General features: G+C 65.4%; 14 protein-coding genes, 1 tRNA gene and 3 pseudogenes. 13 read left to right on the top strand and 5 right to left on the bottom strand.

Features of this window, described 5'->3' with window-relative positions; translation table 11 throughout:
• Positions 1–9: 9 nt before the first annotated feature.
• Positions 10–1,732, bottom strand: a pseudogene (locus QP181_RS09700) (M1 family metallopeptidase).
• 251 nt (positions 1,733–1,983) lie between these two features.
• Between QP181_RS09700 and lon the strand changes: the two are divergent.
• The 7 genes from lon to QP181_RS09665 all read left to right on the top strand — a co-directional run bounded on the left by lon (position 1,984) and on the right by QP181_RS09665 (position 10,237).
• Positions 1,984–4,401 carry an endopeptidase La gene (gene lon / locus QP181_RS09695; RefSeq protein WP_333928383.1) on the top strand — a complete coding sequence of 806 codons (2,418 nt, stop codon included), beginning with the start codon at positions 1,984–1,986 and terminating at the stop codon, positions 4,399–4,401.
• Positions 4,402–4,479: 78 nt separating this feature from the next.
• Entirely contained in the window at positions 4,480–4,776 is a 297-nt protein-coding gene (locus QP181_RS09690) for an HU family DNA-binding protein (RefSeq protein WP_268795398.1), read from the top strand.
• Positions 4,777–4,983: 207 nt separating this feature from the next.
• Positions 4,984–5,058: transfer RNA gene (locus QP181_RS09685), tRNA-Val, on the top strand.
• Positions 5,059–5,339: 281 nt separating this feature from the next.
• A complete protein-coding gene (locus QP181_RS09680; RefSeq protein ID WP_333928382.1) occupies positions 5,340–5,978 on the top strand; it encodes a CerR family C-terminal domain-containing protein in 639 nt (212 codons plus the stop codon).
• Positions 5,975–7,156 (top strand): HlyD family secretion protein, encoded by a 1,182-nt coding sequence (locus QP181_RS09675; protein WP_333928381.1) that lies wholly within the window; start codon positions 5,975–5,977, stop codon positions 7,154–7,156. The genes QP181_RS09680 and QP181_RS09675 overlap by 4 nt, the downstream gene beginning before the upstream one ends.
• Position 7,157: 1 nt before the next feature.
• A complete protein-coding gene (locus tag QP181_RS09670; RefSeq protein ID WP_107961914.1) occupies positions 7,158–8,774 on the top strand; it encodes a DHA2 family efflux MFS transporter permease subunit in 1,617 nt (538 codons plus the stop codon).
• Positions 8,774–10,237 carry an efflux transporter outer membrane subunit gene (locus QP181_RS09665; protein ID WP_333928380.1) on the top strand — a complete coding sequence of 488 codons (1,464 nt, stop codon included), beginning with the start codon at positions 8,774–8,776 and terminating at the stop codon, positions 10,235–10,237. Before QP181_RS09670 ends, QP181_RS09665 begins: the two co-directional genes overlap by 1 nt.
• An 818-nt stretch (positions 10,238–11,055) precedes the next feature.
• Here QP181_RS09665 and acnA read toward each other — a convergent pair.
• Positions 11,056–13,737 (bottom strand): annotated as a pseudogene (gene acnA, locus QP181_RS09660) (aconitate hydratase AcnA).
• Between the two features lie 279 nt (positions 13,738–14,016).
• Between acnA and QP181_RS09655 the strand changes: the two are divergent.
• Positions 14,017–15,108 (top strand): lactonase family protein, encoded by a 1,092-nt coding sequence (locus QP181_RS09655; protein WP_333928379.1) that lies wholly within the window; start codon positions 14,017–14,019, stop codon positions 15,106–15,108.
• Positions 15,109–15,165: 57 nt separating this feature from the next.
• On the opposite strand, the gene QP181_RS09650 is transcribed toward QP181_RS09655, so the two are convergent.
• Complete coding sequence (locus tag QP181_RS09650) at positions 15,166–15,441, bottom strand: hypothetical protein (protein ID WP_132741474.1); 276 nt, start codon at positions 15,439–15,441, stop codon at positions 15,166–15,168.
• Positions 15,442–15,801: 360 nt separating this feature from the next.
• Between QP181_RS09650 and QP181_RS20010 the strand changes: the two are divergent.
• The 3 genes and pseudogenes from QP181_RS20010 (at position 15,802) to QP181_RS09630 (ending at position 18,167) form a co-directional block, all read left to right on the top strand.
• Positions 15,802–16,771, top strand: a pseudogene (locus tag QP181_RS20010) (KpsF/GutQ family sugar-phosphate isomerase).
• An 8-nt stretch (positions 16,772–16,779) separates the two neighbouring features.
• A complete protein-coding gene (gene kdsB, locus QP181_RS09635; protein ID WP_333929607.1) occupies positions 16,780–17,595 on the top strand; it encodes a 3-deoxy-manno-octulosonate cytidylyltransferase in 816 nt (271 codons plus the stop codon).
• Positions 17,592–18,167 (top strand): histidine phosphatase family protein, encoded by a 576-nt coding sequence (locus tag QP181_RS09630; protein ID WP_132741480.1) that lies wholly within the window; start codon positions 17,592–17,594, stop codon positions 18,165–18,167. The genes kdsB and QP181_RS09630 overlap by 4 nt, the downstream gene beginning before the upstream one ends.
• Positions 18,168–18,293: 126 nt before the next feature.
• Here the strand turns inward: QP181_RS09630 and kdsA are convergent, their stop codons facing one another.
• Positions 18,294–19,133, bottom strand: a complete 840-nt coding sequence (kdsA, locus tag QP181_RS09625) for a 3-deoxy-8-phosphooctulonate synthase (RefSeq protein WP_333928378.1) — start codon at positions 19,131–19,133, stop codon at positions 18,294–18,296.
• Positions 19,130–19,435 carry a hypothetical protein gene (locus QP181_RS09620; protein WP_333928377.1) on the bottom strand — a complete coding sequence of 102 codons (306 nt, stop codon included), beginning with the start codon at positions 19,433–19,435 and terminating at the stop codon, positions 19,130–19,132. The genes kdsA and QP181_RS09620 overlap by 4 nt, the downstream gene beginning before the upstream one ends.
• Before the next feature lie 20 nt (positions 19,436–19,455).
• On the opposite strand from QP181_RS09620, the gene QP181_RS09615 reads away from it, so the two are divergent.
• Together QP181_RS09615 and QP181_RS09610 are read left to right on the top strand one after the other, a co-directional pair.
• A complete protein-coding gene (locus QP181_RS09615) occupies positions 19,456–20,580 on the top strand; it encodes a histidine phosphatase family protein (protein ID WP_333928376.1) in 1,125 nt (374 codons plus the stop codon).
• Entirely contained in the window at positions 20,577–21,932 is a 1,356-nt protein-coding gene (locus QP181_RS09610) for a cytochrome P450 (protein ID WP_333928375.1), read from the top strand. The genes QP181_RS09615 and QP181_RS09610 overlap by 4 nt, the downstream gene beginning before the upstream one ends.
• Positions 21,933–21,944 lie beyond the last annotated feature (12 nt).

The following is a 21,944-nucleotide window of genomic DNA, read 5'->3' as shown; positions in this document are numbered from 1 at the left end:
ATGAAGACGTCATTGGGGCTTGGCCTTCGCAGTTTGCGCGGCTTTCCAGGCGGCCACGTCTTCCAGCGCGATACTCCGCCGGAGGACCAGCGCATCCGGATCGATAACGACATGCGCGCCGGCCGGGACCGACAAGCTCGCCTTCCCGCCCGTCATCGGCAACGTCCGCGTCTTGCCATCGATCTGCACCTGAACCGGAAGCGGGAAGGGGCCATCACCCGGCGCCTTCCACGCCAGCGACAATGTATCCCCCGTCCGCGTCTCGACCAGTTCAGGCAAAGCCGCCTGCCGGAGATACACGTCGAAGAACCAGCCATAGTCCTTCCCCGTCACTTTCCGCACGAGCGCTTCATACTCCTTCGTCGACCCGAACCGCGGCGCGAAATTGCCCGGCTTGGGATCCGCGCGCCCGTAAACCGCCAGCCGCGTCACATCGAAGAACGCCTTGTCGCCGATCAGCCCTCGCAGCGTGTGAAGCATCCACGACCCCTTGTAGTAGATGTCCTGCCCCGCACCGCCCTTGTCGAGTTCGTACACCTCCTCCTCGGTAGTGACGCGCTGCTGCGTGATCGGCTTGCGGTTCATGATCGAGGTGCGTTCGCCCTGCATCATCGCGGCATAGCGCGCGCGCCCTCGCGCCACTGGCCATAGAGCGGCTGCATGTACGTGCCATACCCCTCATGCAGCCAGTAATCGTCCCAGTTCGCCGCCGTCAGCTGGTTGCCGAACCACTCATGTGCGAACTCGTGCTGGAACAGCCAGTCGAACCCCTCCGGCGCCTTCTCATAGTTATTGCCGTACGCATTGATCGTCTGGTGCTCCATGCCCTTGTGCGGGGTCTCGACCACGCCGACCTTCTCGTCGCCGAACGGGTAGGGGCCGATCATGCTTTCGAAGAAATCGAGCGTCGGCGCGAACTCGGCGAACAGTTTTTCCGCCTGCGGTTTCTCCCCCGGCAAATACCAGTAATACATCGGAATGCTGTTGCCGAAGCGGCTCTTGTACGTGCCGCTGATCTCCTCATACGGCCCGACGTTCAGCGCAATGCCATAAGTATTGGGATGCTTGGCCCGCCAGTTCCACGTCGTCCGGCCGTCCGCCAGCGTATCGACGCCGAGCAGCACGCCGTTCGATGGCGCTTTCAGCCCCTTCGGCACGGTGATGTGGAGCGTCACCAGCGCAGGCTCGCCGGTCGGGAAATCGAGGCATGGCCAGAACAGGTCGCAGCCATAGCCTTCCGCGGTGGTTGCGAACCAAGTCCGGCCGTCGGGCGTCTTCGACCAGACCATCCCGTCGTCCCACGGCGCCTTCACCGCGACGTGCGGCGTGCCGCCATAAGTGATCTTCGCGGTGACCTTACCGCCGGCCGGGACGGGTTTGGGGAGGGTGATCGTCAGCCGGCCCTCGGGATTGCTCCATGCAGTCGGCGCGAGCGGCACGCCATCGATCGTGATCGCGCTGACCGGCAGGTTGCGGTCGAGGTCGATTGGCAGGCGGGTGAGGGGGCCTTCGCGGCGAAGACCAACGTTGCCACGCCGTTCAAACTCTCCGTCTCGGGCAGGACCTCGAACGCGAGGTCCGCGCTGTCGAATTGCAGCGCGGTCTGCTCGGGTGCCAGTACGCCGCCGGACCGCTGGGTTTGCGCGGTGATCGCGGGCTCGCCCTTCTTCGGCAGTGGGGCGGCGGCAAGAAGCGCGGTGGCGCTGGCGGCGAGAAGAAAACGCAAGATCATGTCGCGTTCTCGCGCTTGGGCGGCTCGCATACAAGTGCGATCCGGCACCTTCTGTTCTCCTGCGAACGCAGGAGCCCAGGATCACTGAAACCGCCGCCCGTTACCCTGGACTCCTGCGTTCGCAGGAGAACGGCTGGCGCTTGGGCAGCGCGCTAAAACCCCTAACCACCGCCAACCAATTGATGGACGGTTCATCCTCACCATATAAGCTGTTAGCTTATGCCCCCATGCAGGCACCCACCGGAGCGTTCATGACCCAGTACCCCGTCCTTCCCCTTCGCGACATCGTCGTGTTCCCGCACATGATCGTGCCGCTGTTCGTCGGCCGCGATAAGTCCGTTGCCGCGCTCGAAGCGGCAATGGCGGCGGACAAGGAGATCTATCTCGTCGCGCAAGTCGATCCGGCCGAGGACGATCCCTCGCGCGACGACCTGTATTCGATGGGTGTCACCGCGACCGTGCTCCAGCTACTCAAGCTCCCCGACGGCACCGTCCGCGTGCTCGTCGAAGGCAAGGGCCGTGCGACTCTGGAAACGCTCGACGAAAGCGGCGATTTCCTCACCGCAACGGTCGAGCCGGTCGCCGACGCCGAGGTCGAAGGACCGGAACTCATCGCGCTGATGCGTTCGGTGGTCGACCAGTTCGAGAACTACGCCAAGCTCAACCGCAAGCTCTCGTCGGAAACCTCGGTGCAGCTATCCGAGATCGAGGACGCGTCGAAGCTCTCCGACGCGGTGATCGCCAACGTCCAGATCAAGGTCGCCGAGAAGCAGGCGATCCTGCTCGAGACCAACCCATCGAAGCGTCTCGAGATGGCGATGATCGCGATGGAGGGCGAGCTAGGCGTCCTGCAGGTCGAGAAGAAGATTAAGAGCCGCGTCAAGCGTCAGATGGAGAAGACGCAGCGCGAATATTATCTGAATGAGCAGTTGAAGGCGATTCAGCGCGAACTCGGCAACGAGGACGGCGAGGGCGAAGGCGACGAGATCGCCGAGCTGACGCAGAAGATCGCGACGCTCAAGATGAGCAAGGAAGCGCGCGGCAAGGCGACGTCGGAGCTCAAGAAGCTGAAGACGATGGCGCCGATGAGCGCCGAGGCGACCGTTGTGCGCAACTATCTCGACGTCCTGCTCGGGCTCCCCTGGGGCAAGAAGTCGAAGATCAAGAAGAACATCGCCGCCGCACAGGTGACGCTGGACGAGGATCACTATGCGCTCGAGAAGGTCAAGGACCGGATTGTCGAATATCTCGCCGTGCAGGCGCGCACCAACAAGCTGAAGGGGCCGATCCTGTGCCTCGTCGGCCCTCCGGGCGTTGGCAAGACCTCGCTCGGCAAGTCGATCGCCAAGGCGACCGGGCGCGAGTTCATCCGCCAGTCGCTCGGCGGCGTGCGTGACGAAGCCGAGATCCGCGGTCATCGCCGCACCTATATCGGCTCGCTGCCGGGCAAGATCGTCACCAACCTCAAAAAGGCCGGCACGTCGAACCCGCTGTTCCTGCTCGACGAGATCGACAAGCTCGGCCAGGACTTCCGTGGCGACCCTGCCTCGGCGCTGCTCGAGGTGCTCGACCCGGAGCAGAACGGCAAGTTCCAGGACCATTATCTGGAGGTCGATATCGACCTGTCGGACGTGATGTTCGTCTGCACCGCGAACTCGCTGAACCTGCCACAGGCGCTGCTCGACCGCATGGAGATCATCCGTCTGGAGGGCTATACCGAGGACGAGAAGGTCGAGATCGCCGAACGCCATCTGGTCGAGAAGCAGATCGAAGCGCACGGTTTGAAGCCGGGCGAGTTCACGCTGACCCAGGAAGGGCTTCGTACGCTCATCCAGCAATACACGCGCGAAGCCGGCGTGCGTACGCTGGAGCGCGAGATCGCCAAGCTGTGCCGTAAGGCGCTGCGCCAGATCCTCGAGAACAAGACCACCAGCGTCACGATCACGCCCGAGAACATCGGCGAATATGCCGGCGTGCAGAAGTATCGCCATGGCCTCGGCGAGACCGAGAACCAGATCGGTGCGGTCACCGGGCTGGCCTGGACCGAGGTCGGCGGCGAATTGCTGACGATCGAGAGCGTGACGGTTGCGGGCAAGGGGCAGGCCAAGCTCACCGGCAAGCTCGGCGATGTGATGAAGGAGTCGATCGAGACCGCGTTCAGCTTCGTCAAGGCGCGCGCACCAAGCTACGGGATCAAGCCGAGCCTGTTCGCGCGGAAGGATATCCATATCCATCTGCCCGAGGGTGCGGTGCCGAAGGATGGTCCGTCGGCGGGTATCGGCATGGTCACGTCGATCGTCTCGACGCTGACCGGCGTGCCGATCCGACGCGAGGTTGCGATGACTGGCGAGGTTACGCTGCGCGGCCGCGTGCTGCCGATTGGTGGCCTCAAGGAGAAGCTGCTTGCCGCGCTTCGTGGCGGGATCGAGACGGTGCTGATCCCGGCGGAGAATGAGAAGGACCTCGCGGAGATCCCGGCGAACATCAAGGCCGGGCTGAAGATCATCCCCGTCAGTCATGTCGACGAGGTGCTGCGTCTGGCGCTGACCGAGCCGCTCGAAGCGATCGAGTGGACCGACGCGGACGAGCTGGCGGCGCTGCCGCCGGCACCGATCGCGCCGGTCGGGGTGGCCTTCACCACTGATCCATGTTTGGATCGTACGCGATGACGCGGCGGTTTCGTTTGACAGCAGACGGAGCCGCCGCATTATTGCGCGCTGAGCGCGGTCGCGAGTCCATCGTGGCTGATTCGAGTTTTTCCGGGGGATTATATGAACAAGCAGGAGCTGATCGCGACGGTTGCCGACACGTCCGGGCTGGTTAAGGCCGACGCGGTCAAGGCCGTCGAGGCGGTGTTCGACGCGATCGAGGCATCGTTGAAGAAGGGCGACGAGGTTCGCCTGGTCGGTTTCGGCACGTTCTCGATCTCGAAGCGCAAGGCGTCTACCGGCCGCAATCCGCGGACCGGCGAGCCGATGACGATCAAGGCCTCGACCCAGCCGAAGTTCAAGGCCGGCAAGGGCCTGAAGGACGCGGTCAACTAAAGTGACCTCTATCCTCCCCCGCCAGGGGGAGGTGGCTGGCCCTTGCCAGACGGAGGGGGAGGTTGAAGACGACCTCTGCTCCGTCTCCTCCCCCTCCGTCGCCTCCGGCGCCACCTCCCCCTGGCGGGGGAGGATCGAAGCGATCGCCACTTAAGGGCTGGACAGGTGGACGGGGTCTGCCTAAAGGCCCGCTTCCGAACGAGTTTCGGGCGCGTAGCTCAGTGGTAGAGCACACCCTTCACACGGGTGGGGTCGCTGGTTCAATCCCAGCCGCGCCCACCAGATTTACGCCGGTTCCTTCGCATGAAGGGGCCGGCGTTGCTGTTTCTGGCGTGCGTCGGTGGCATCGTGATCGCGTCGCAGGCATAATTAAGCCTCTTCCGTCATCCTGACGAAAGTCAGGACCCAGAGCCATGCAGTGCGACGCCCGTTACCCTGGGTCCTGACTTTCGTCAGGATGACGGGGCGCGCGGAAAGTCGGCGCGAAACGACGCCCGTCCCCTCCGCGCAACATGACGCTTTGTTCATTAGGCTGGTTCGTTCGATCGAACTAAACGCCGCTCGTGGTCCAGTCCCGACTCTTAGATATCGCAATCAGCGAATTCGGCACCAAGGGGCTGGAAGGGGCGAGCACGCGTGGGATCGCCGCTGCGGCTGGCACCGCGATGTCGTCGATCACCTATCACTACGGCGGCAAGGAGGGCTTGTACCTCGCCGCCGCCGACCGGATCGCCGAGCGCATGTCCGCGGTGATGGGCGACCCGTCCGAGCTGTCGCACGACGTCGCGGCGGACGATGCCAGCGAAGCGCGCGCCCAGATCCACCGCATCTTCGGCCGGCTTGCGGACAAGATGGCCAGCAACGAGAGCGCCGACTGGACGCTGTTCGTGCTGCGCGAACAGATGAAGCCAAGCGAGGCGTTCGAGCGCATCTATGGCGGCGTGATGGGCCAGATGGTGCGCAGGCTCAGCGACCTCGTCTGCATCGCCACCGGCTGCGCCGAGATCCGTACCGGCAGGATCGCAACAATTACCTTGATGGGACAGGTCATCACGCTGCGGGCGAACCGCGCGACCTGCCTCAAACTGCTCGAGCGCGATGTGCTCGAACCCAACGACATCCTCGATATCAAGGCGCGTATCGACGCCAATATCGACGCCATTCTCGATTCGATGCGTGCTGAAGAACAGGGCCAGGCATGACCGACCAGAAGAACCACTCCGACGCCAACCACGACGACGAGGATCGCAAGTCCGATCCGAACGGCGAGGACCAGCAGTCCAACACCGACCAGCAGGACGAGTCTGACGACGACAAAGCCGACGGCGACGACAAGAAGCCGTCGGTGTTCAAGAAGCCGCTGTTCTGGATCATCCTCGTCATCGTCGTCGGCGGGCTGATCATCGGCGGCGTGCTCTACTGGCTCCACGCGCGGCAGTTCGAGTCGACCGACGACGCGTTCGTCGACACGCATATCGTCCGTCTCGCGCCACAGGTCGCGGGCACGCTGGTGCAGGTCGCCGACATCGACAACCGCCACGTCGAGGCGGGCCGCCTGCTCGCGGTCATCAAGGCATCGGGGCGCGATGCGCAGGTCGCCGAGGCGCAGGCGAACGAATCGCAGGCCCGCGCACAGTTCGCGCAGGCACAGGCGCAGGTCACCGCCGCCGAAGCACAACGCCAGCAGGCCGCGGCACAGGCACGCGTCCCGATGGCGGCGGCGGTGAAGGCCCAGCAGGATCTCGCGCGTTACGAGGCGTTGCTGCGGCTCGATCCGAGCGCGGTCGCCGGCCAACAGCTCGATCAGGCGCGCGCCACCGCTCGCCAGACCGCAGCCGATGCCGCCGCCGCCCGCGAGCAGATCGACACCGCCACCGCCCAGATCAGCGTCGCCAGGAAGCAGGTCGGCGCGGCAAAGTCGGTGATCGACGCCCGTCGCGCGCAGGTCGACCAGGCAAACGTCACGATCGGCGATCTCCGCCTGACCGCGCCGGTCGCAGGGCAGGTCGTTAACCGCTCGGTCAACGTCGGCTCCTATGTCGCGCCCGGCACGCAGCTTATGGCGATCGTCCCCGACACGATGTGGGTGACGGCGAACTTCAAGGAAACGCAGCTCACGCTGATGAAGATCGGCCAGCCCGTCGACATCCATGTCGACGCGTATCCGGGCGTCGACTTCAAGGGGCATGTCGACTCGATCCAGCGCGGCGCCGGCCAGGCGTTCGCCTTGCTGCCTCCGCAAAACGCGACCGGCAACTACGTGAAGGTCGTCCAGCGCGTCCCCGTCCGCATCGTGTTCGACGCGAAGAACGGCCCCGATCCGAAGCGCTATCCGATCGGCCCCGGCATGTCGGTGGTGCCGACCGTCAAGGTCCGCTGAGGTGGCCAAGGCTCCCGCGAAGGCTGATGCGGGCGGCGGTCACACGTGGTCGCCGAGCCGGTCGGCGGCGGGCAAGTACAGCCCGTGGCTGATCGTCGCGATCATCTCGATCCCGACCTTCATGGAGGTGCTCGACACCTCGATCGCAAATGTCGCGCTCGATCATATCTCGGGCGGGCTATCGATCACCACCGATCAGGCGACGTGGGTGCTGACCAGCTACCTCGTCGCCAACGCGATCGTCATCCCGATCTCGGGCTGGCTGTCGGACGCGATTGGCCGGAAACGCTATTTCCTGCTGTCGATCGCGCTGTTCACGCTCGCATCGCTGCTCTGCGGCCTCGCGCCGAACATCGGTACGCTGGTCGTCGCGCGTGTGCTGCAAGGCATCGGCGGCGGCGGATTGGCGCCGGTCGAACAGTCGATCCTCGCCGACACCTTCCCGCCGAAACAACGCGGAATGGCGTTCGCCGCCTTCGCGATCGTCGTCGTCGTCGGCCCCGTGCTCGGGCCAACACTCGGCGGCTATATCGTCGAATATTCGAGTTGGCACTGGGTGTTCCTGATCAACGTCCCCGTCGGCATCGCCGCGTGGTTCCTGGTCGAGACGTTCGTTGACGAGCCTGATCAGGTGAAGAAGGACCGTGACGAGCGCTTCAAGAACGGCCTGACGATCGACTATGTCGGCGTTGCCTTGGTCGCGCTCGGGCTCGGTTTCCTCGAACTCACTTTCGATCGCGGCGAGCGCGAGGATTGGTTCGCAAGCGGCTTCATCGTCATGTCGGCGATCATCGCCGCGGTGTCGCTGGTGACGCTGGTCGTCTGGGAGCTCAACCACAAGGACCCGGTGATCGACCTCAAGCTGATGAAGAACCGCAACTTCGCGCTGACGATCGGCGTGATGGGCGTCACCGGGATGATCCTGTTCGGCACCACGCAGCTCATCCCGCAGATGCTGCAACAGGTGCTGGGCTACAGCTCGCTCGACGCGGGTCTGGCGCTCACCGCCGGCGGTCTCGCGACGCTCGTCATGGTGCCGTTCGCGGGCCGGCTGAGCGGGCTGGTCGACGTCCGTTTCCTGCTGTTCCCGGCGTTGCTGGTGCAGGCGTTCGCGCTGTGGAACATGAGCCACCTGACCGCCGACATCGCGTTCTCCGATGCGGCGTTCGCGCGGCTGTTCCAGGCGATGGCGCTGCCGTTCCTGTTCGTGCCGATCAACGCGATCGCCTATGTCGGGCTCAAGCAGACGCAGACCGCGCAGGCATCGAGCCTGCTCAACGTCTCGCGCAACCTCGGCGGCACGATCGGCATCTGCTTTGCGCAGACGCAGCTCGCAGGCGGGTTGCAGCGGCACCAGTCGGAACTGACGCAGACGCTCAACCCGCTCGATCCGAACTATAACGACTGGATGCAGAAGGCGACGAGCGTGTTCGGCGGGCAGGGGGATGCGACGACGCCCTTGGCCGTTCTCTACAGCCAGATGCAGCGCCAGGCGACGATGCTCGCGTTTCTCGACGTGTTCCGCGCGATGATGGTGGTCGTGTTGTGCGTCGCGCCACTGGTTCTATTCATGCGCTCCGGCAAGACCGGCGGCGCGCCCTCGGGAGGGATGCATTGATGCGTGCGCGGTTCATGGTGGTTGCGGTCGCAGCCCTGCTCGCGGGGTGCACCGTCGGCCCGAATTACGTCGCCCCCGAGATGGCGGTGCCGTCGGCGTTCGTCGGTCCACAGGCCACAGTTGGGACGACGGTCGATCCAGCGCGCTGGTGGTCGGCATTCGGCGATCCGCAGCTGGACGGCCTCGTCGAGCGCGCGCTTAAGGGCAATCCCGACATCGCGATCGCCGCCTCGCGCGTGCGCCAGGCGCGGTTGCAGGAAATCGTCGCGCGCTCGCAAGGCCTGCCGAGCGTCAACGCCAGCGCCAGCCCGAGCCATATCGAGTTCAGCAAGAACGCCGGCCTCTCGTCGATCGCACGCGCGTTCAGCGGTGGCACGGGGGCAGGCGGCACCGGCTCGACCGGCGGCATCGCGCTGCCCGGTAGCGGGATCACGACGTACTCGGTCGGGTTCGATGCAAGCTGGGAGCTCGACCTGTTCGGTGGAGTCCGCCGCAGTACCGAAGGTGCGCGGGCACGGACGGAGGCGGCAGTCTGGTCGAAGCGCGACGCCGCGGTGACCCTCGCCGCCGAAGTCGCGCAGGCGTATTTTGCGCTGCGGCTCGACCAGGCGCAGCTCGCGACGATCGACGGCGAGATCGCCAACCAGCAGCGCGCGCTGACGATCGCGGGCAACATCGCCAAGGTCGGCCTCGTCCCGCCGATCGACGTCACCCGCCAACGCGCTTCGATCACGTCGACGCAGGCGCGCGCCGAACCGGTCCGCGCCGATGTGGATGTTCGGATGCATGCCTTGGCGATCCTGCTCGGCGAGCCACCCGCGACGCTGATGACCGAACTCGCAGCGCCGTCGGTCGCACCGCTCGGCGTGCCGTCGATCCCCGCTGGCCTGCCCTCCGAGCTGTTGCGGCGGCGTCCCGATATCCGTGCCGCCGAACGCGATCTGGCGGCTTCGACCGCGGATATCGGTGTCGCGGTGGCGGATATGTATCCGAAGTTCAGCCTGACCGGCATGAGCCAGTTGATCTCGACCGCGCTCGGCAATCTGTTCTCGGGTGACAGCCTCCAGCTGACCGCGAGCGGTGCGGCGCAATTCCCGTTGCTCGATTGGGGGCGGCGCAAGTCGACCGTGAAGTCGCGCGAGGAGGACCGTGAGCAGGCGTATCTCCGCTATCGCTCGACCGTGTTGCAGGCGTTGCGCGACGTCGAGGATCCATTGGCTCAGATCGCCGCCGAGCGGCGTCGGAATGCGGCGCTGCAACGGGCGATCGTCGATGCACAGAGCAGCGCAAAGGCGGCGGAGTCGCAGTACCGGACCGGGTTCGTGGCGCAGAATACGCTGCTGGACGCGCAGACGGATGTGCTGGCCGCGCGCGAGCAGCTGGTGGCCAGCGACGCACAGTTGCGCCAGCTGACGGTGGCGTTGTTCAAGGCGCTCGGTGGCGGTTGGGAGCAGGCGGAGTAGCTCTGCCGTCCCAGCACATTCTGCGATCCCTGGATTAAATTATTGTCACGTTGATTCCGACATATCGCTGCAACATATCGGGACGAAAGGGTGTGTGTCGCCGCTCCCTCTCCCCCTGTGGACGGCGACTTGACCGGGTCTCCCCTGTCCCGGTCTTCTCCCTGAACTACGGGGCGACCATCACGGTCGCCCCGCCTTTTGCGTTCTGGGACGATGCTCGAATGGCATTCGCGCGCCACGCGTCCGCCTTCCGACACGCGTCTGGGCCCGTCACGCCCCCAATATCCGTCATCCCAGCGAAAGCTGGGGTATTTCTCGTGGTGGGTGACCCTCGCCAAACCGGGATATTCCAGCTTTCGCTGGAATGACGGCAAGGCAAAAGTATCGCCTGCCATCATCCGCCGACACACCCATCCGCCATACCCGTCACCCCAGCGAAAGCTGGGGTATCTCTCGTAATGCGCGACGCTCGCCAAATCGGGATATTCCAGCTTTCGCTGGAATGACGGCTGGGAACATGATCGACGCTTCGTCGTCCGCCAATACGCGTCGTCCCAGCGAAGGCCAGCGAAGGCCGGCGATGGCAGATGAAGATGGCGACGGTAGGCGAAGATATCGCGCTTTCCAACATCCCGCCATCACACCCATCCGCCAAAACACGTCATCCCAGCGAACGCTGGGATATCCCTCGTGGTGGGCGACGTGGGCCTCACGGGGATATCCCCGCTTTCGCTGGGATGACGGTCGTTTTGGGTAGCTAACGGTTTGGACGGCGACGCGTCCGTCGTCCCGGATCGCTCCGGGACGACGTAGCAGTCTTACGCGGCCAGCTTGCGCAGGACGTAGTGGAGGATGCCGCCGTTGAGGAAATATTCCAACTCGTTGACGGTATCGATCCGGCACTTGGTCTGGAACGTCTCGCTCGACCCGTCGGCGCGGGTCATTTTGACCGTAACGTCCTGGCGCGGGCGGATGCTCGCGACGTCGAGGATCGTGAAGGTCTCCGAGCCGTCGAGGCCGAGCGTCTTGCGATCGGTGCCTTCGGCGAACTGCAACGGCAGCACGCCCATGCCGACCAGGTTCGAGCGGTGGATGCGCTCGAAGCTCTCGGTGATAACGGCGCGGACGCCCAACAGGTTGGTGCCCTTGGCAGCCCAGTCGCGCGACGAGCCGGTGCCGTATTCCTTGCCGGCGACGATCACCAGCGGGGTGCCGTCCTGCTTGAAGCGCATCGCTGCATCGTAGATCGCCATGACTTCGCCGTCGTACTTCGACATGCCGCCTTCGACGCCGGGGACCATCTCGTTCTTGATGCGGATGTTGGCGAAGGTGCCGCGCATCATCACGTCATGGTTGCCGCGACGTGCGCCATAGCTGTTGAAGTCCGCCTTGCTGACCTGATGCTCCTGCAGGAAGCGGCCTGCGGGCGAGTCCGCCTTGATCGAACCGGCCGGCGAGATGTGATCGGTGGTGATCGAATCGCCGAGGATCGCGAGCGGCTTGGCGTCGATGATGTCCTGGACCGGCGACGGCGTCATGCTGAGGCCCTCGAAATAGGGCGGGTTGGCGACATAGGTCGACCCTGCACGCCATGCGTAGGTGTCCGACCCCGTGACGTCGATCTCGCGCCACTTGGCGTCGCCCGCATAGACGTCGCCGTAGCGCGCGCCGAACATGCCGGCGTCGATGTTGGCGTCCATCGTCGTGCGGACTTCCTCGTTGGTCGGCCAGATGTCGCGCAGATACACGTCCTGGCCGTCAGACCCCTGGCCCAGCGGCGTCTCGATCATGTCGGTCGTGACGGTGCCCTTGATCGCATAGGCGACGACGAGCGGCGGGCTCGCCAGGAAGTTGGCGCGGACGTCGGGCGACACGCGGCCCTCGAAGTTGCGGTTGCCCGAGAGCACCGACGCCGCGACGAGGTCGTTCTCGTTGATCGCAGCCGAGATCGCAGGCGCAAGCGGCCCCGAGTTGCCGATGCAGGTGGTGCAACCATAGCCGACGAGATTGAAGCCGAGTGCGTTCAGGTCCGCGGTGAGGCCGGCCTTGTCGAGATAGTCGGTGACGACCTGCGAACCGGGGGCGAGCGAGGTCTTCACCCACGGCTTCGACTTGAGGCCGAGTGCGTTCGCCTTGCGCGCGACCAGACCAGCAGCGACCAGCACCGACGGGTTCGACGTGTTGGTGCAGCTGGTGATCGCGGCGATCACGACGTCGCCGTCGCCGATGTCATGCTCGCGACCTTCGACCGCGACGCGCGGGCTGCTCCTTGTGGTAGAGCTTGTGGAGGTCGCTGTTGAACACCTCGTCGACCTTGTTGAGGCTGACGCGGTCCTGCGGGCGCTTCGGGCCTGCGAGCGAGGCGACGACGGTGCCCATGTCGAGTTCGAGCGTGTCGGTGAACACCGGATCCTCGGCGTTCTCGTCGCGCCAGAAGCCGTTGGCCTTGGCATAGGCCTCGACCAGCTCGACGTTCTCATCGGACCGTGCCGTGAGACGCATGTAATCGAGCGTCTTGTCGTCGATCGGGAAGAAGCCGCAGGTCGCGCCATACTCAGGCGCCATGTTGGCAATCGTCGCGCGATCGGCGAGCGTCATCGACGACAGGCCGGGGCCGAAGAACTCGACGAAGCGGCCGACCACGCCCTTGGCGCGCAGCATCTGCGTGACGGTGAGCACGAGATCGGTGGCGGTGATGCCCTCGTTCAACTTGCCGAGCAGCTTGAAGCCGACGACCTCGGGGATCAGCATCGACACGGGCTGGCCGAGCATCGCGGCCTCGGCCTCGATCCCGCCGACGCCCCAGCCGAGCACACCGAGACCGTTGATCATCGTCGTGTGGCTGTCGGTGCCGACCAGCGTATCGGGATACGCGATCATGGTGCCGTCGCCGTGGTCACCCGACGACGCCGACGACCAGACGGCCTGGCCGATATATTCGAGGTTCACCTGGTGGCAGATGCCGGTGCCGGGGGGACGACCTGGAAATTGTCGAGCGCCTTGCTGCCCCACTTGAGGAACTCATAGCGCTCGATGTTGCGTTCATATTCGAGGTCGACATTGTCGTGGAACGCCTGCGGGGTGCCGAACTCGTCGACCATCACCGAGTGATCGATGACGAGGTGGACGGGGACCTGCGGGTTGATCTTCTCGGGGTTGCCGCCAAGCTTGGTCATCGCGTCGCGCATCGCGGCGAGGTCGACCACGCAGGGGACGCCGGTGAAATCCTGCATAAGTACGCGCGCCGGGCGATACTGGATCTCGCGGTCGCTGCGACGCTCCTTCTGCCAGTCGACGATCGCCTGGATATCCTCGCGCGTCACGGTCACGCCGTCCTCGAAGCGCAGCAGGTTCTCGAGCAGCACCTTCATCGAGAAGGGCAGGCGGCTGATGTCGCCGAGCTGTTCCGACGCCTTGGCGAGGCTGTAATAGTCGTACGACTTGCCGCCGGTGGAGAGGCTGGTGCGGGTCTTGAGGGTGTCCTGGCCGATGGCAGTCATAGGGGTCCTTCCCGTGGGCGTCGGGCCGCCGGGCGCCGAGGGGAAAGCAGCCGTATAGGCCACGCGGGCGCGTCGGGGACCGAGCGAAAAATGCTGTTACCGCTGGGGCCTTAGCAAGGGGGAGCGGATCGGGGAAGGGCGCGGGTGGCCGGCGGGAGAGGATAACTGCAATTGCAGTAAGCTTGACCGCGCCCGCGCCCGCGACGACCCATCGGGCGGGCATCGTCGATCGACACGATCAGCCTTTCTTCGCCAATGGAACAGCGTAAGGCGCGGGTGATGACGCGCCACGACCTAGAACCGCAAACCGACCGGCCTGCCGCATCGCTGTGGATCGGGACCTATGCCGACGGCGGCGGGAAGGGGGTGTATCCGTTGCATCGCGGTGCCGGGGAATGGACGATGCCCGCGCCGGCACATCCCGCGCAGAACTGTTCGTTTGGCGTCCATGCCACGCGGTTCGATCTTCATTATCTGGTCGACGAGCATGGCGGGTCGGTCGGGGTGTTCCGCAGGCGCGAGGATGATGGGGCCGCGCCCTGGGATTGCCTCGCACAAATACCGACTGGCGGCGTCGCACCATGCCACATCGCGCTTGATCGCAGCGAGTGCTGGTTCGCGGTCGCCAATTACGCCAGCGGCAGCCTGTCGGTGCAAAGCCTCGACCCGCAGACCGGTCTCCCGGTCGGCGTGCCGATCGTGCGGCAAAACACCGGGTCGGGACCGAATCCCGATCGGCAGCAGTCGCCCCACGCGCATTGGGTCGGGTTCAGCCCGGATAATCGCTGGCTCTACGCAACCGATCTCGGCACCGATCAGGTGCTGGCGTTCGCGTTCGATGCCGAGGACGGTACGCTCGGTCAGCCGATCGTCGCACTGGATGCGCCACCCGGCTCAGGGCCACGCCACCTTCTGCTGCACCCCCACCGACCGGGGTTGGCCTATCTCGCGTGCGAGCTGACCAATCACCTGGTCGTCCTGGAGATCGAGGGGGCGGTGTTCCGCCCGCGCAGGACGGTATCGACCCTGCCGGTCGATGCGGCACAGGGGTCGATCGTCGCGCACATCGCGGCAAACGCGGCGGGCAACCGGCTTTATGTGTCGAACCGGGGCGACGACAGCATCGCCGTCTTCGCGCTCGATGACGAGGGCGACCCGGTCCTGCTCCAGCATGTCGCCAGCGGCGGGGCCTCGCCGCGATTCTTCCTGTTGCTCGAGGATGAGCGCCAGATGATCGTCGCGCACGAACGCGATCACCGCGTGACGCTGCTCGATATCCAGTTGGACGGCACGTTGTCGCCGACCGCGACCGGCATCGTCGTTCCCGGTGCGGCGTTCGTGTTCGATAGGCGGTCTCGAAGACCCGCCTGACCGCCGCCCGCCAGACTACCGCGCGTCCGACTACCGCCCGCCTTTAGCGTTAATCGCCTAGCTCACGCTTGCGATCAGCAGCGTCAATTCATCGCGGACCGGGTTCAGTTCGATCCGACTCGGGCGGAGCGCCCGCCGCTTGCCGGGATACGCGGCACGCACGGCATCGCACAGATCCTTGACGGGAACGCGGATGCAGGCGCCCTCGTCGCAGACCAGCCGCGGCGTGCTCACGGTGTTGCCGCAAGTCGGTATCTCGCCGGCGATCGCCGGTGCGGTGCTCAGGAAAAGGCATGCGGCTGCGACCCGCAAAACGGGTGTCGTGATCGTCATAGGTCTGGCCCCCACAGGCGTTTGAACTTGGTAACCAGATCATTAGGCTTGAAAAGTTTCGGTATCGTTTCGATTTCGCCGCCGCCGCGACGAAAATCGCGAACGATCCAGGAATGGCACGTCGCTATCGATATTGTACGCATCGTCTATTGTTGTCGGCCAACAATTCAGGATAATATCCGGGACTGAATTCGATCGGACAATAATAACAACCATCAAATAAAATGGCGTATAGGTCGTGGGGGCATTCCGGATCGATGATATCGAATACGGTGATCGGCAAAGCCTTGAGAGGATAAAGATTACACGGGGGTGATAATCATGACGGCGAGATCGGCGGTAGCAGTACGAACATTGGGCATGTCGCGAACCGCGGCATCCGCACTTCGGACGCTCGCAATCACGTCGGAAGGGCTCGAAGCGCTGTTTGATCGCTTCACGGACCGATCATTTTCCGAAGCTTTCGAACAGCTTGTGCAGCAGATCTATCGACTTAGCGGGCGAGTGATCGTCACTGGCATGGGCAAGAGCGGAATCATCGCGCGCAAGGTCACTGGGACGCTCACCTCGACCGGTACGCCTGCGATGTTCCTCCACCCCGCCGAAGCGGGGCATGGCGATCTCGGCATGATCACCGACAAGGATCTGGTGCTGATGATCACGCTCTCGGGCGAGAGCGCCGAACTCGCGCCGATCATCACCTATTGCAAGCGCTTCGGTATCCCGATGGCCGCGATCACCTCACGCGCGCAGCACGGCGGGACGCGCGGCGGACGTGCTGATCAACCTCCCGGCGGTGCGCGAGGCTTGCCCGATCGCGCTGACGCCGACCACCTCGTCGACGCTGCAACTCGTGCTCGGGGATGCGCTGGCGATGGCGCTCGTCGACCTGCGCGGTTTCTCGGCGGACGATTTCTACAAATTCCATCCCAATGGCCGGTTGGGCGCGCAACTGCTCAAGGTGCACGACCTGATGTCGACCGGCGGCGACGTTCCCAAGGTCCGGCCCGATGCCAGCCTGCTCGATGCGACCACCGAGATGACGCGGGCGCGGTTCGGAGGCACCGCAGTCGTCGATGCCGAGGATCGGCTGGTCGGCGCGTTCACCGATGGCGATCTGCGCCGAACGATCACCGGCGGCGGCAGCATGGCCGCGCGCGTCGATGCGTGGATGACGAGCAACCCGATCAAGATAGCCCCGAACGAGCTTGCGTCCGAGGCGCTTCGCCGGATGCAGGCGAACAGCGTGACGATGATGTTCGTCGCCGATGCCGGCTATCTGCTCGGTGTCATCCACATGCACGATACGTTGCGCGCAGGCATCGCCTGACAATCCTGGTGGTCATCCCCGCCCGCGGTGGGTCGTCGCGGCTGCCGATGAAGCCGTTGCGGACGATCGCCGGGCTCAGCCTGCTGCATCGGACGATCGGGCTCGGTCGCCGCGCGATCGCACAGCTCGACGATGCCACGCTGGTCGTCGCGACGGACACGCCGGAAATCGCAGCGCATGCCCGCGCAATCGGGTGTGAGGCGATCATGACGCGGCGGGCGATCACCTCGGGGTCGGGGCGTGCGCTAGCCGCGGCGATGGCGACGAAGACGCAGAGCGGCCTATCGCCGCGGATCGTCGTCAATCTCCAGGGTGACGCGCCGTTCCAGTCGCCTGCTGCGGTCGCGGCGGTGACGGCCGCGCTCTCGGTCGGAACCGCGGATATCGCGACGTCGGTGGTCCGGCTTGACTGGCCTGCGCTCGATGCGCTGCGCCTGCACAAGCGAACCGCACCGTTTAGCGGCACCACGTGCGTGCGCACCACCGCGGGGCGGGCGCTGTGGTTCTCGAAGCAGATCCTGCCGGCGATCCGCGACGAAGCTACCGTGCGGGCGCTGTCGATGACGCTGTCGCCGGTATGGCGGCATGTCGGGCTCTATGCTTACCGGCTGGCCGCGTTGCAGGCGTTCGAAGCGTCGGCGCAGACCGAACTCGAGCGCCATGAGGGGCTCGAGCAGCTTCGCCTGTTCGAGCTCGGCCTGACGATCGATGCGGTCGAGATCGCACCGGCACGGTTCGACATTTCGGGGATCGATACGGAGGCGGACATCGTCCGGGCCGAGGCGTTGATCGCGGCGCATGGCGATCCGCTGGACGATCCATGATCGCGCGCGTGTTCGTCGTCCGCCACGGCAATACGTTCGGCACGGATGATGCGCCGCGCCGGATCGGCGGCCGCACCGATCTGCCGCTGGTCGTCACCGGCCGTGAACAGGCGCGCGCGCTGGGTCATGACTTTGCGCGGCGCGGCATCGTCTTCGATCGCGTCGTCTGCGGTCCGTTGCGTCGCACCCGACAGACGGCCCAGATCCTGCTGGCGGCGGCAGGGCAGGATCGCGCGGTGACGATTGCCGAATGGCTGCGGGAGATCGACCATGGGCCCGACGAGGATCGCTGCGAAACCGCCGTGCTCGCGCGCGTCGGGCAACCCGCGCTCGACGCCTGGAACACCGATGCGGTCGCGCCCGATGGGTGGCAGGTCGATGCCGATGCGCGTCGGAGTGCCTGGCGCGGCGCACTGGCCGCCGCCGCCGGTACGCTGCTGGTGGTCACGAGCAGCGGACACGCCCGCTTCGCCTTGCCCGGCGTGACGAGGTTGCGCACCGGCGCCTACGGGATGATCGCCGTGGGCGCGAACGCGCCGCCCCTGGCGGTGAGTTGGGACGTGCGTCCGTGACCCGCCGGACTTAACCGGGGCATCGCTGCCGGAATCGCCGTTCCGTCCCAACCGTGCCGCAACGGCCATTGTCCCCGACGCCCAGTTTCTGGCACGTCGAGGGAAGTCGCAGCAAACGGGCGGCGCTTACGCCTTCACCACCTCATCGATCGCGACCAGCTTCGCCAACAGCGGTGCGATCCAGTCGAGTGGCAACATGATCGCCCCGTCCGACGGCGCGTTGGCGGGGTCGTCATGCGCTTCGGCGAACACCGCGGCGACCCCCGCCGCGACCGCTGCACGCGCCAGAACCGGCGCGAAGTCGCGGTCGCCACCCGAGGAGTCGCCGTGACCGCCCGGCGCCTGCACCGAATGCGTCGCGTCGAACATCACCGGATAGCCGGTGCGCGCCATGATCGGCAGCGCGCGCATGTCCGATACGAGCGTGTTGTAGCCGAAGCTCGCGCCGCGATCGCACAGGATGATGCCCTCGTTGCCCGTCGACGCGATCTTCGCCGCGACCGCCGTCATGTCCCACGGTGCGAGGAACTGGCCCTTCTTGACGTTGACCACGCGTCCCGATCGCCCTGCGGCGAGCAGCAGGTCGGTCTGCCGGCTGAGGAACGCGGGGATCTGCACGATGTCGACCGCGTCCGCGACCGCGGCGACCTGGTCGACCGCGTGCACGTCGGTCAGCACCGGACAGCCGAACGCGTCGCGAACGTCGGCGAGGATCCGCAGGCCTTCGTCGAGGCCGATGCCGCGCCGGCCCGTGCCGGAGGTCCGGTTTGCCTTGTCGTAGGAGGCCTTGAACACGAACGGTACGCCGGCGGCGCGTGTCGCAGCGACCAGATAGTCGGCCAGCCGCAGGCTATGGTCGCGGGTTTCGATCTGGCATGGCCCACTGACGAAGACGAACGGCAGGTCGGAGGCGAACGTCACCGCGCCGACGGTCACGCGCCGGATAGGCGACGGCGCAAGCGTCATGACTGCGCCTTGACGAAACGCCGCACCATCTGGCCTCGCCAAAGCCAGTACCCCGGGTGATAATTGAAGAAAAACCAACCGAACCCGCGACATGCCAGCAGTGCAGGGATCGCCATCGGATCGTTTTGATCGCGCATTCGACGGTAGAATTCAGTATCTGCCACGTATCGATTGGATTCACTGCCGCCGCCGGCAATACCATAGGCATTGTCGTGTAATTGACAGCCGCGATTGCGATTATATTTGCGGTGATCCAAGAGGTGGCAATAGTTGCGTTCAGGCGGTTTTTCGTCAGTCGGCATGCGGGAAGTAGGCGGCGATCGTGACGATATTCAAGCGCAAAGTCTTTTACGTCGGCGGCTTCGATCCCCGCGGCGTGCGTTTTTATTACAATCTCGCCAAGGAACAGCTTGGTCGCTATGCCGACAAGACCGGTGAGGCCGTGACCATGTCTAGCCGCCGCAAGGCCTCGGCGATCCGCAGCGACTGGACGATCCGCAACGATACCGCCGACGCGACCACCGACTATAGCTTCCTGCGGTGGGAGGACATCGTCCAGCAGGCGTGGATCCGCAATCCGGTCCAACTCGCCCTGCGCGCCGCCCGTGTCTATGCCGGGTATCTCCGCCTGTTCGATTTCGCCACCGTCAGGAAGCTCGCCACCGGCCCGCTGGTGACGATGCTCTATCCGCCGATCCTCGGCATCCTGCTGCCCTTGCTACTCGCGCTGCCGGTGTTCCTGATCGCGCTGCTCTGGTTGCCGTGGTGGCTCGCGCTCGGCCTAGGCCTCGTCATCGGCGGCGCGGGCGCGATCCCGCTGCTCGACGCAATCCGCGCGCCGTGGCTGCTGAGGTTCGCCGTGTTCAACGGCGAGTTCGGCGACGGCGAGGGCAGCCCAGCGCTTCAGGCGCGGCTCGACGCGTTCGCCGACGAGATTGCGAAGGACCTGCACGGCGATCATGACGAGGTGCTGCTGGTCAGCCACAGCAACGGCTCGATCCTCGCGATGCTGCTGATGGCGCGACTGCTCGAGCGCTATGACGGCATTCTGCCGGCGAATTTCGTGCTCGTCACCTATGGCCACTGCATCCCGCTGGTCGCCTGCCGCCGCGACGCGGTGCGGTTTCACGCGCGGCTTCGGTATCTGTCGCATCAGGATTTCCGCTGGATCGACATCGGCTCGCCACCCGATGGCGCGGCGTTCTTCGGGGCGAACCCGCTGCTGCTGGTCGGCCCGTCGCCGCGCCCGCAGATCGAACTGCTCAGCCCGCGCTTCCACCGGTTCTACGAGCCCGAAACCTATCACAAGGGCTGGCGCAACAAATACGAGATCCATTTCGACTATCTGCGCGTCGGCGACCGCGTGAGCCCGCTCGATCTGCCCAGCCTCACCGCATCCGCGCGCAGCATCGAGGCCTCGGTCGCGGCGTTCCGGACGATCGCATGAGCGTCCGCTTCACGCCGCCCTATCCACAGCCGCACGCCACCAGATCCTCGCTGTTCAAACGGTTCCTGCGCGGCTGGAATTCGTGGATCCACGTGCTGTTCGACAAAAGCTACACGATGAAGATGGGCGAGATGCACCTGCCCGCGCTGTCGTTCTACATCGCCAACGAGCTGCCGCTGGTCCGCCGTATCCTCGAGACCGATGCGGCAATATTTCCCAAGGACGCCTTTCTTAACGACCTGCTCGATCCGCTGATCGGCAATTCGGTGTTCTCGTCGAACGGGCAGGATTGGCGCGATCAGCGCGCGATGGTGAACCCCGCGTTCAGCCATACCGCGCTGAAGGGCGTGTTCCCGATGATGGCCGCCGCGGTCGACGATCTGCTCGCGACGATGCGCGGCCTCGACCTGGCGAAGCCGGTGGCGATCGATCCGCTGGCGACACACATCGCCGCCGACGTGATCTTCCGCACGATGTTTTCGCAGCCACTCGATGCGGCCGGCGCGCGCGAAATCTTCGAGGCGTTCCACGAGTATCAGAAGCAGGCGCAGCGCAGCGCGATGCTGCGGCTCTATCGCCTGCCGGGGTTCGGCTATCTCGGTCGCGCGCGCCGCGCCGCCGCACGAATCCACGCGGTATTCGCGGGGATCGTCGCCGAGCGCTACGCGGCGACGCATGCGCGCGGCGAGCGGGGCGCGGACATCCTCCAGTCGCTGATCGATGCGCGCCATCCGCGGACCGGCGCAGCGTTCACCGAGCACGAGGTGATGGAGCAGGTCTCGACAATCTTCCTCGCCGGGCACGAAACCGCGGCGAGTGCGATCACCTGGGCGCTGTACCTGCTCGCGCGCGACCCCGCGTTGCAGGATGCGATCCGCGCGGAGGCGGGGGAGGGGCCGCTCACCTACGGGTCGCTGAAGGGCCTGAGCGTGACGCGCAACGTCTTCCGCGAGACGCTGCGGCTCTATCCGCCGCTGAGTTTTCTCGTGCGCAGCGTGACCTGCCCGGTCGAGATGCGCGACAAGCATCTCGATCCCGGCGCGATGCTGGTCGTGTCGCCGTGGCTGGTCCAGCGCAACCGCGATAATTTCCCCGAGCCGCACGGCTTCGATCCCGATCGCTTCGACGATCCCGACCAGGCCGACGCGTGTCGCCACGCGTATCTCCCGTTCGGCAAGGGGCCGCGGGTGTGTATCGGCGCGGGGTTCGCACAGCAGGAGGCGTTGCTGACGCTGGCGGGGATCGTGCGGACGTTCGATCTCGCGACGATCCCCGGCGACGATCCCGAACCGATCAGCCGCCTGACGCTGCGCGCGGGCAACGGCGTCCGCCTGATGCTGACGCTGCGCTAACGAGCGTCCTTC

Source organism: Sphingomonas sp. LR55, from assembly GCF_036856015.1.
Taxonomy (GTDB): domain Bacteria; phylum Pseudomonadota; class Alphaproteobacteria; order Sphingomonadales; family Sphingomonadaceae; genus Sphingomonas.
The sequence above is the reverse complement of the archived record's forward strand: the minus strand, read 5'-3'. Positions and strand labels throughout refer to the sequence as shown.

Excerpts from the sequence above, each read along its gene's own strand:
- QP181_RS09620 (WP_333928377.1), bottom strand. The coding sequence starts at position 19,435 with ATGCCGACTGACGAAAAACCGCCTGAACGCAACTATTGCCACCTCTTG.
- QP181_RS09650 (WP_132741474.1), bottom strand. The coding sequence starts at position 15,441 with ATGACGATCACGACACCCGTTTTGCGGGTCGCAGCCGCATGCCTTTTC.
- QP181_RS09665 (WP_333928380.1), top strand. The coding sequence starts at position 8,774 with ATGCGTGCGCGGTTCATGGTGGTTGCGGTCGCAGCCCTGCTCGCGGGG.
- QP181_RS09655 (WP_333928379.1), top strand. The coding sequence starts at position 14,017 with ATGACGCGCCACGACCTAGAACCGCAAACCGACCGGCCTGCCGCATCG.
- kdsA (WP_333928378.1), bottom strand. The coding sequence starts at position 19,133 with ATGACGCTTGCGCCGTCGCCTATCCGGCGCGTGACCGTCGGCGCGGTG.
- QP181_RS09675 (WP_333928381.1), top strand. The coding sequence starts at position 5,975 with ATGACCGACCAGAAGAACCACTCCGACGCCAACCACGACGACGAGGAT.
- QP181_RS09610 (WP_333928375.1), top strand. The coding sequence starts at position 20,577 with ATGAGCGTCCGCTTCACGCCGCCCTATCCACAGCCGCACGCCACCAGA.
- QP181_RS09630 (WP_132741480.1), top strand. The coding sequence starts at position 17,592 with ATGATCGCGCGCGTGTTCGTCGTCCGCCACGGCAATACGTTCGGCACG.
- lon (WP_333928383.1), top strand. The coding sequence starts at position 1,984 with ATGACCCAGTACCCCGTCCTTCCCCTTCGCGACATCGTCGTGTTCCCG.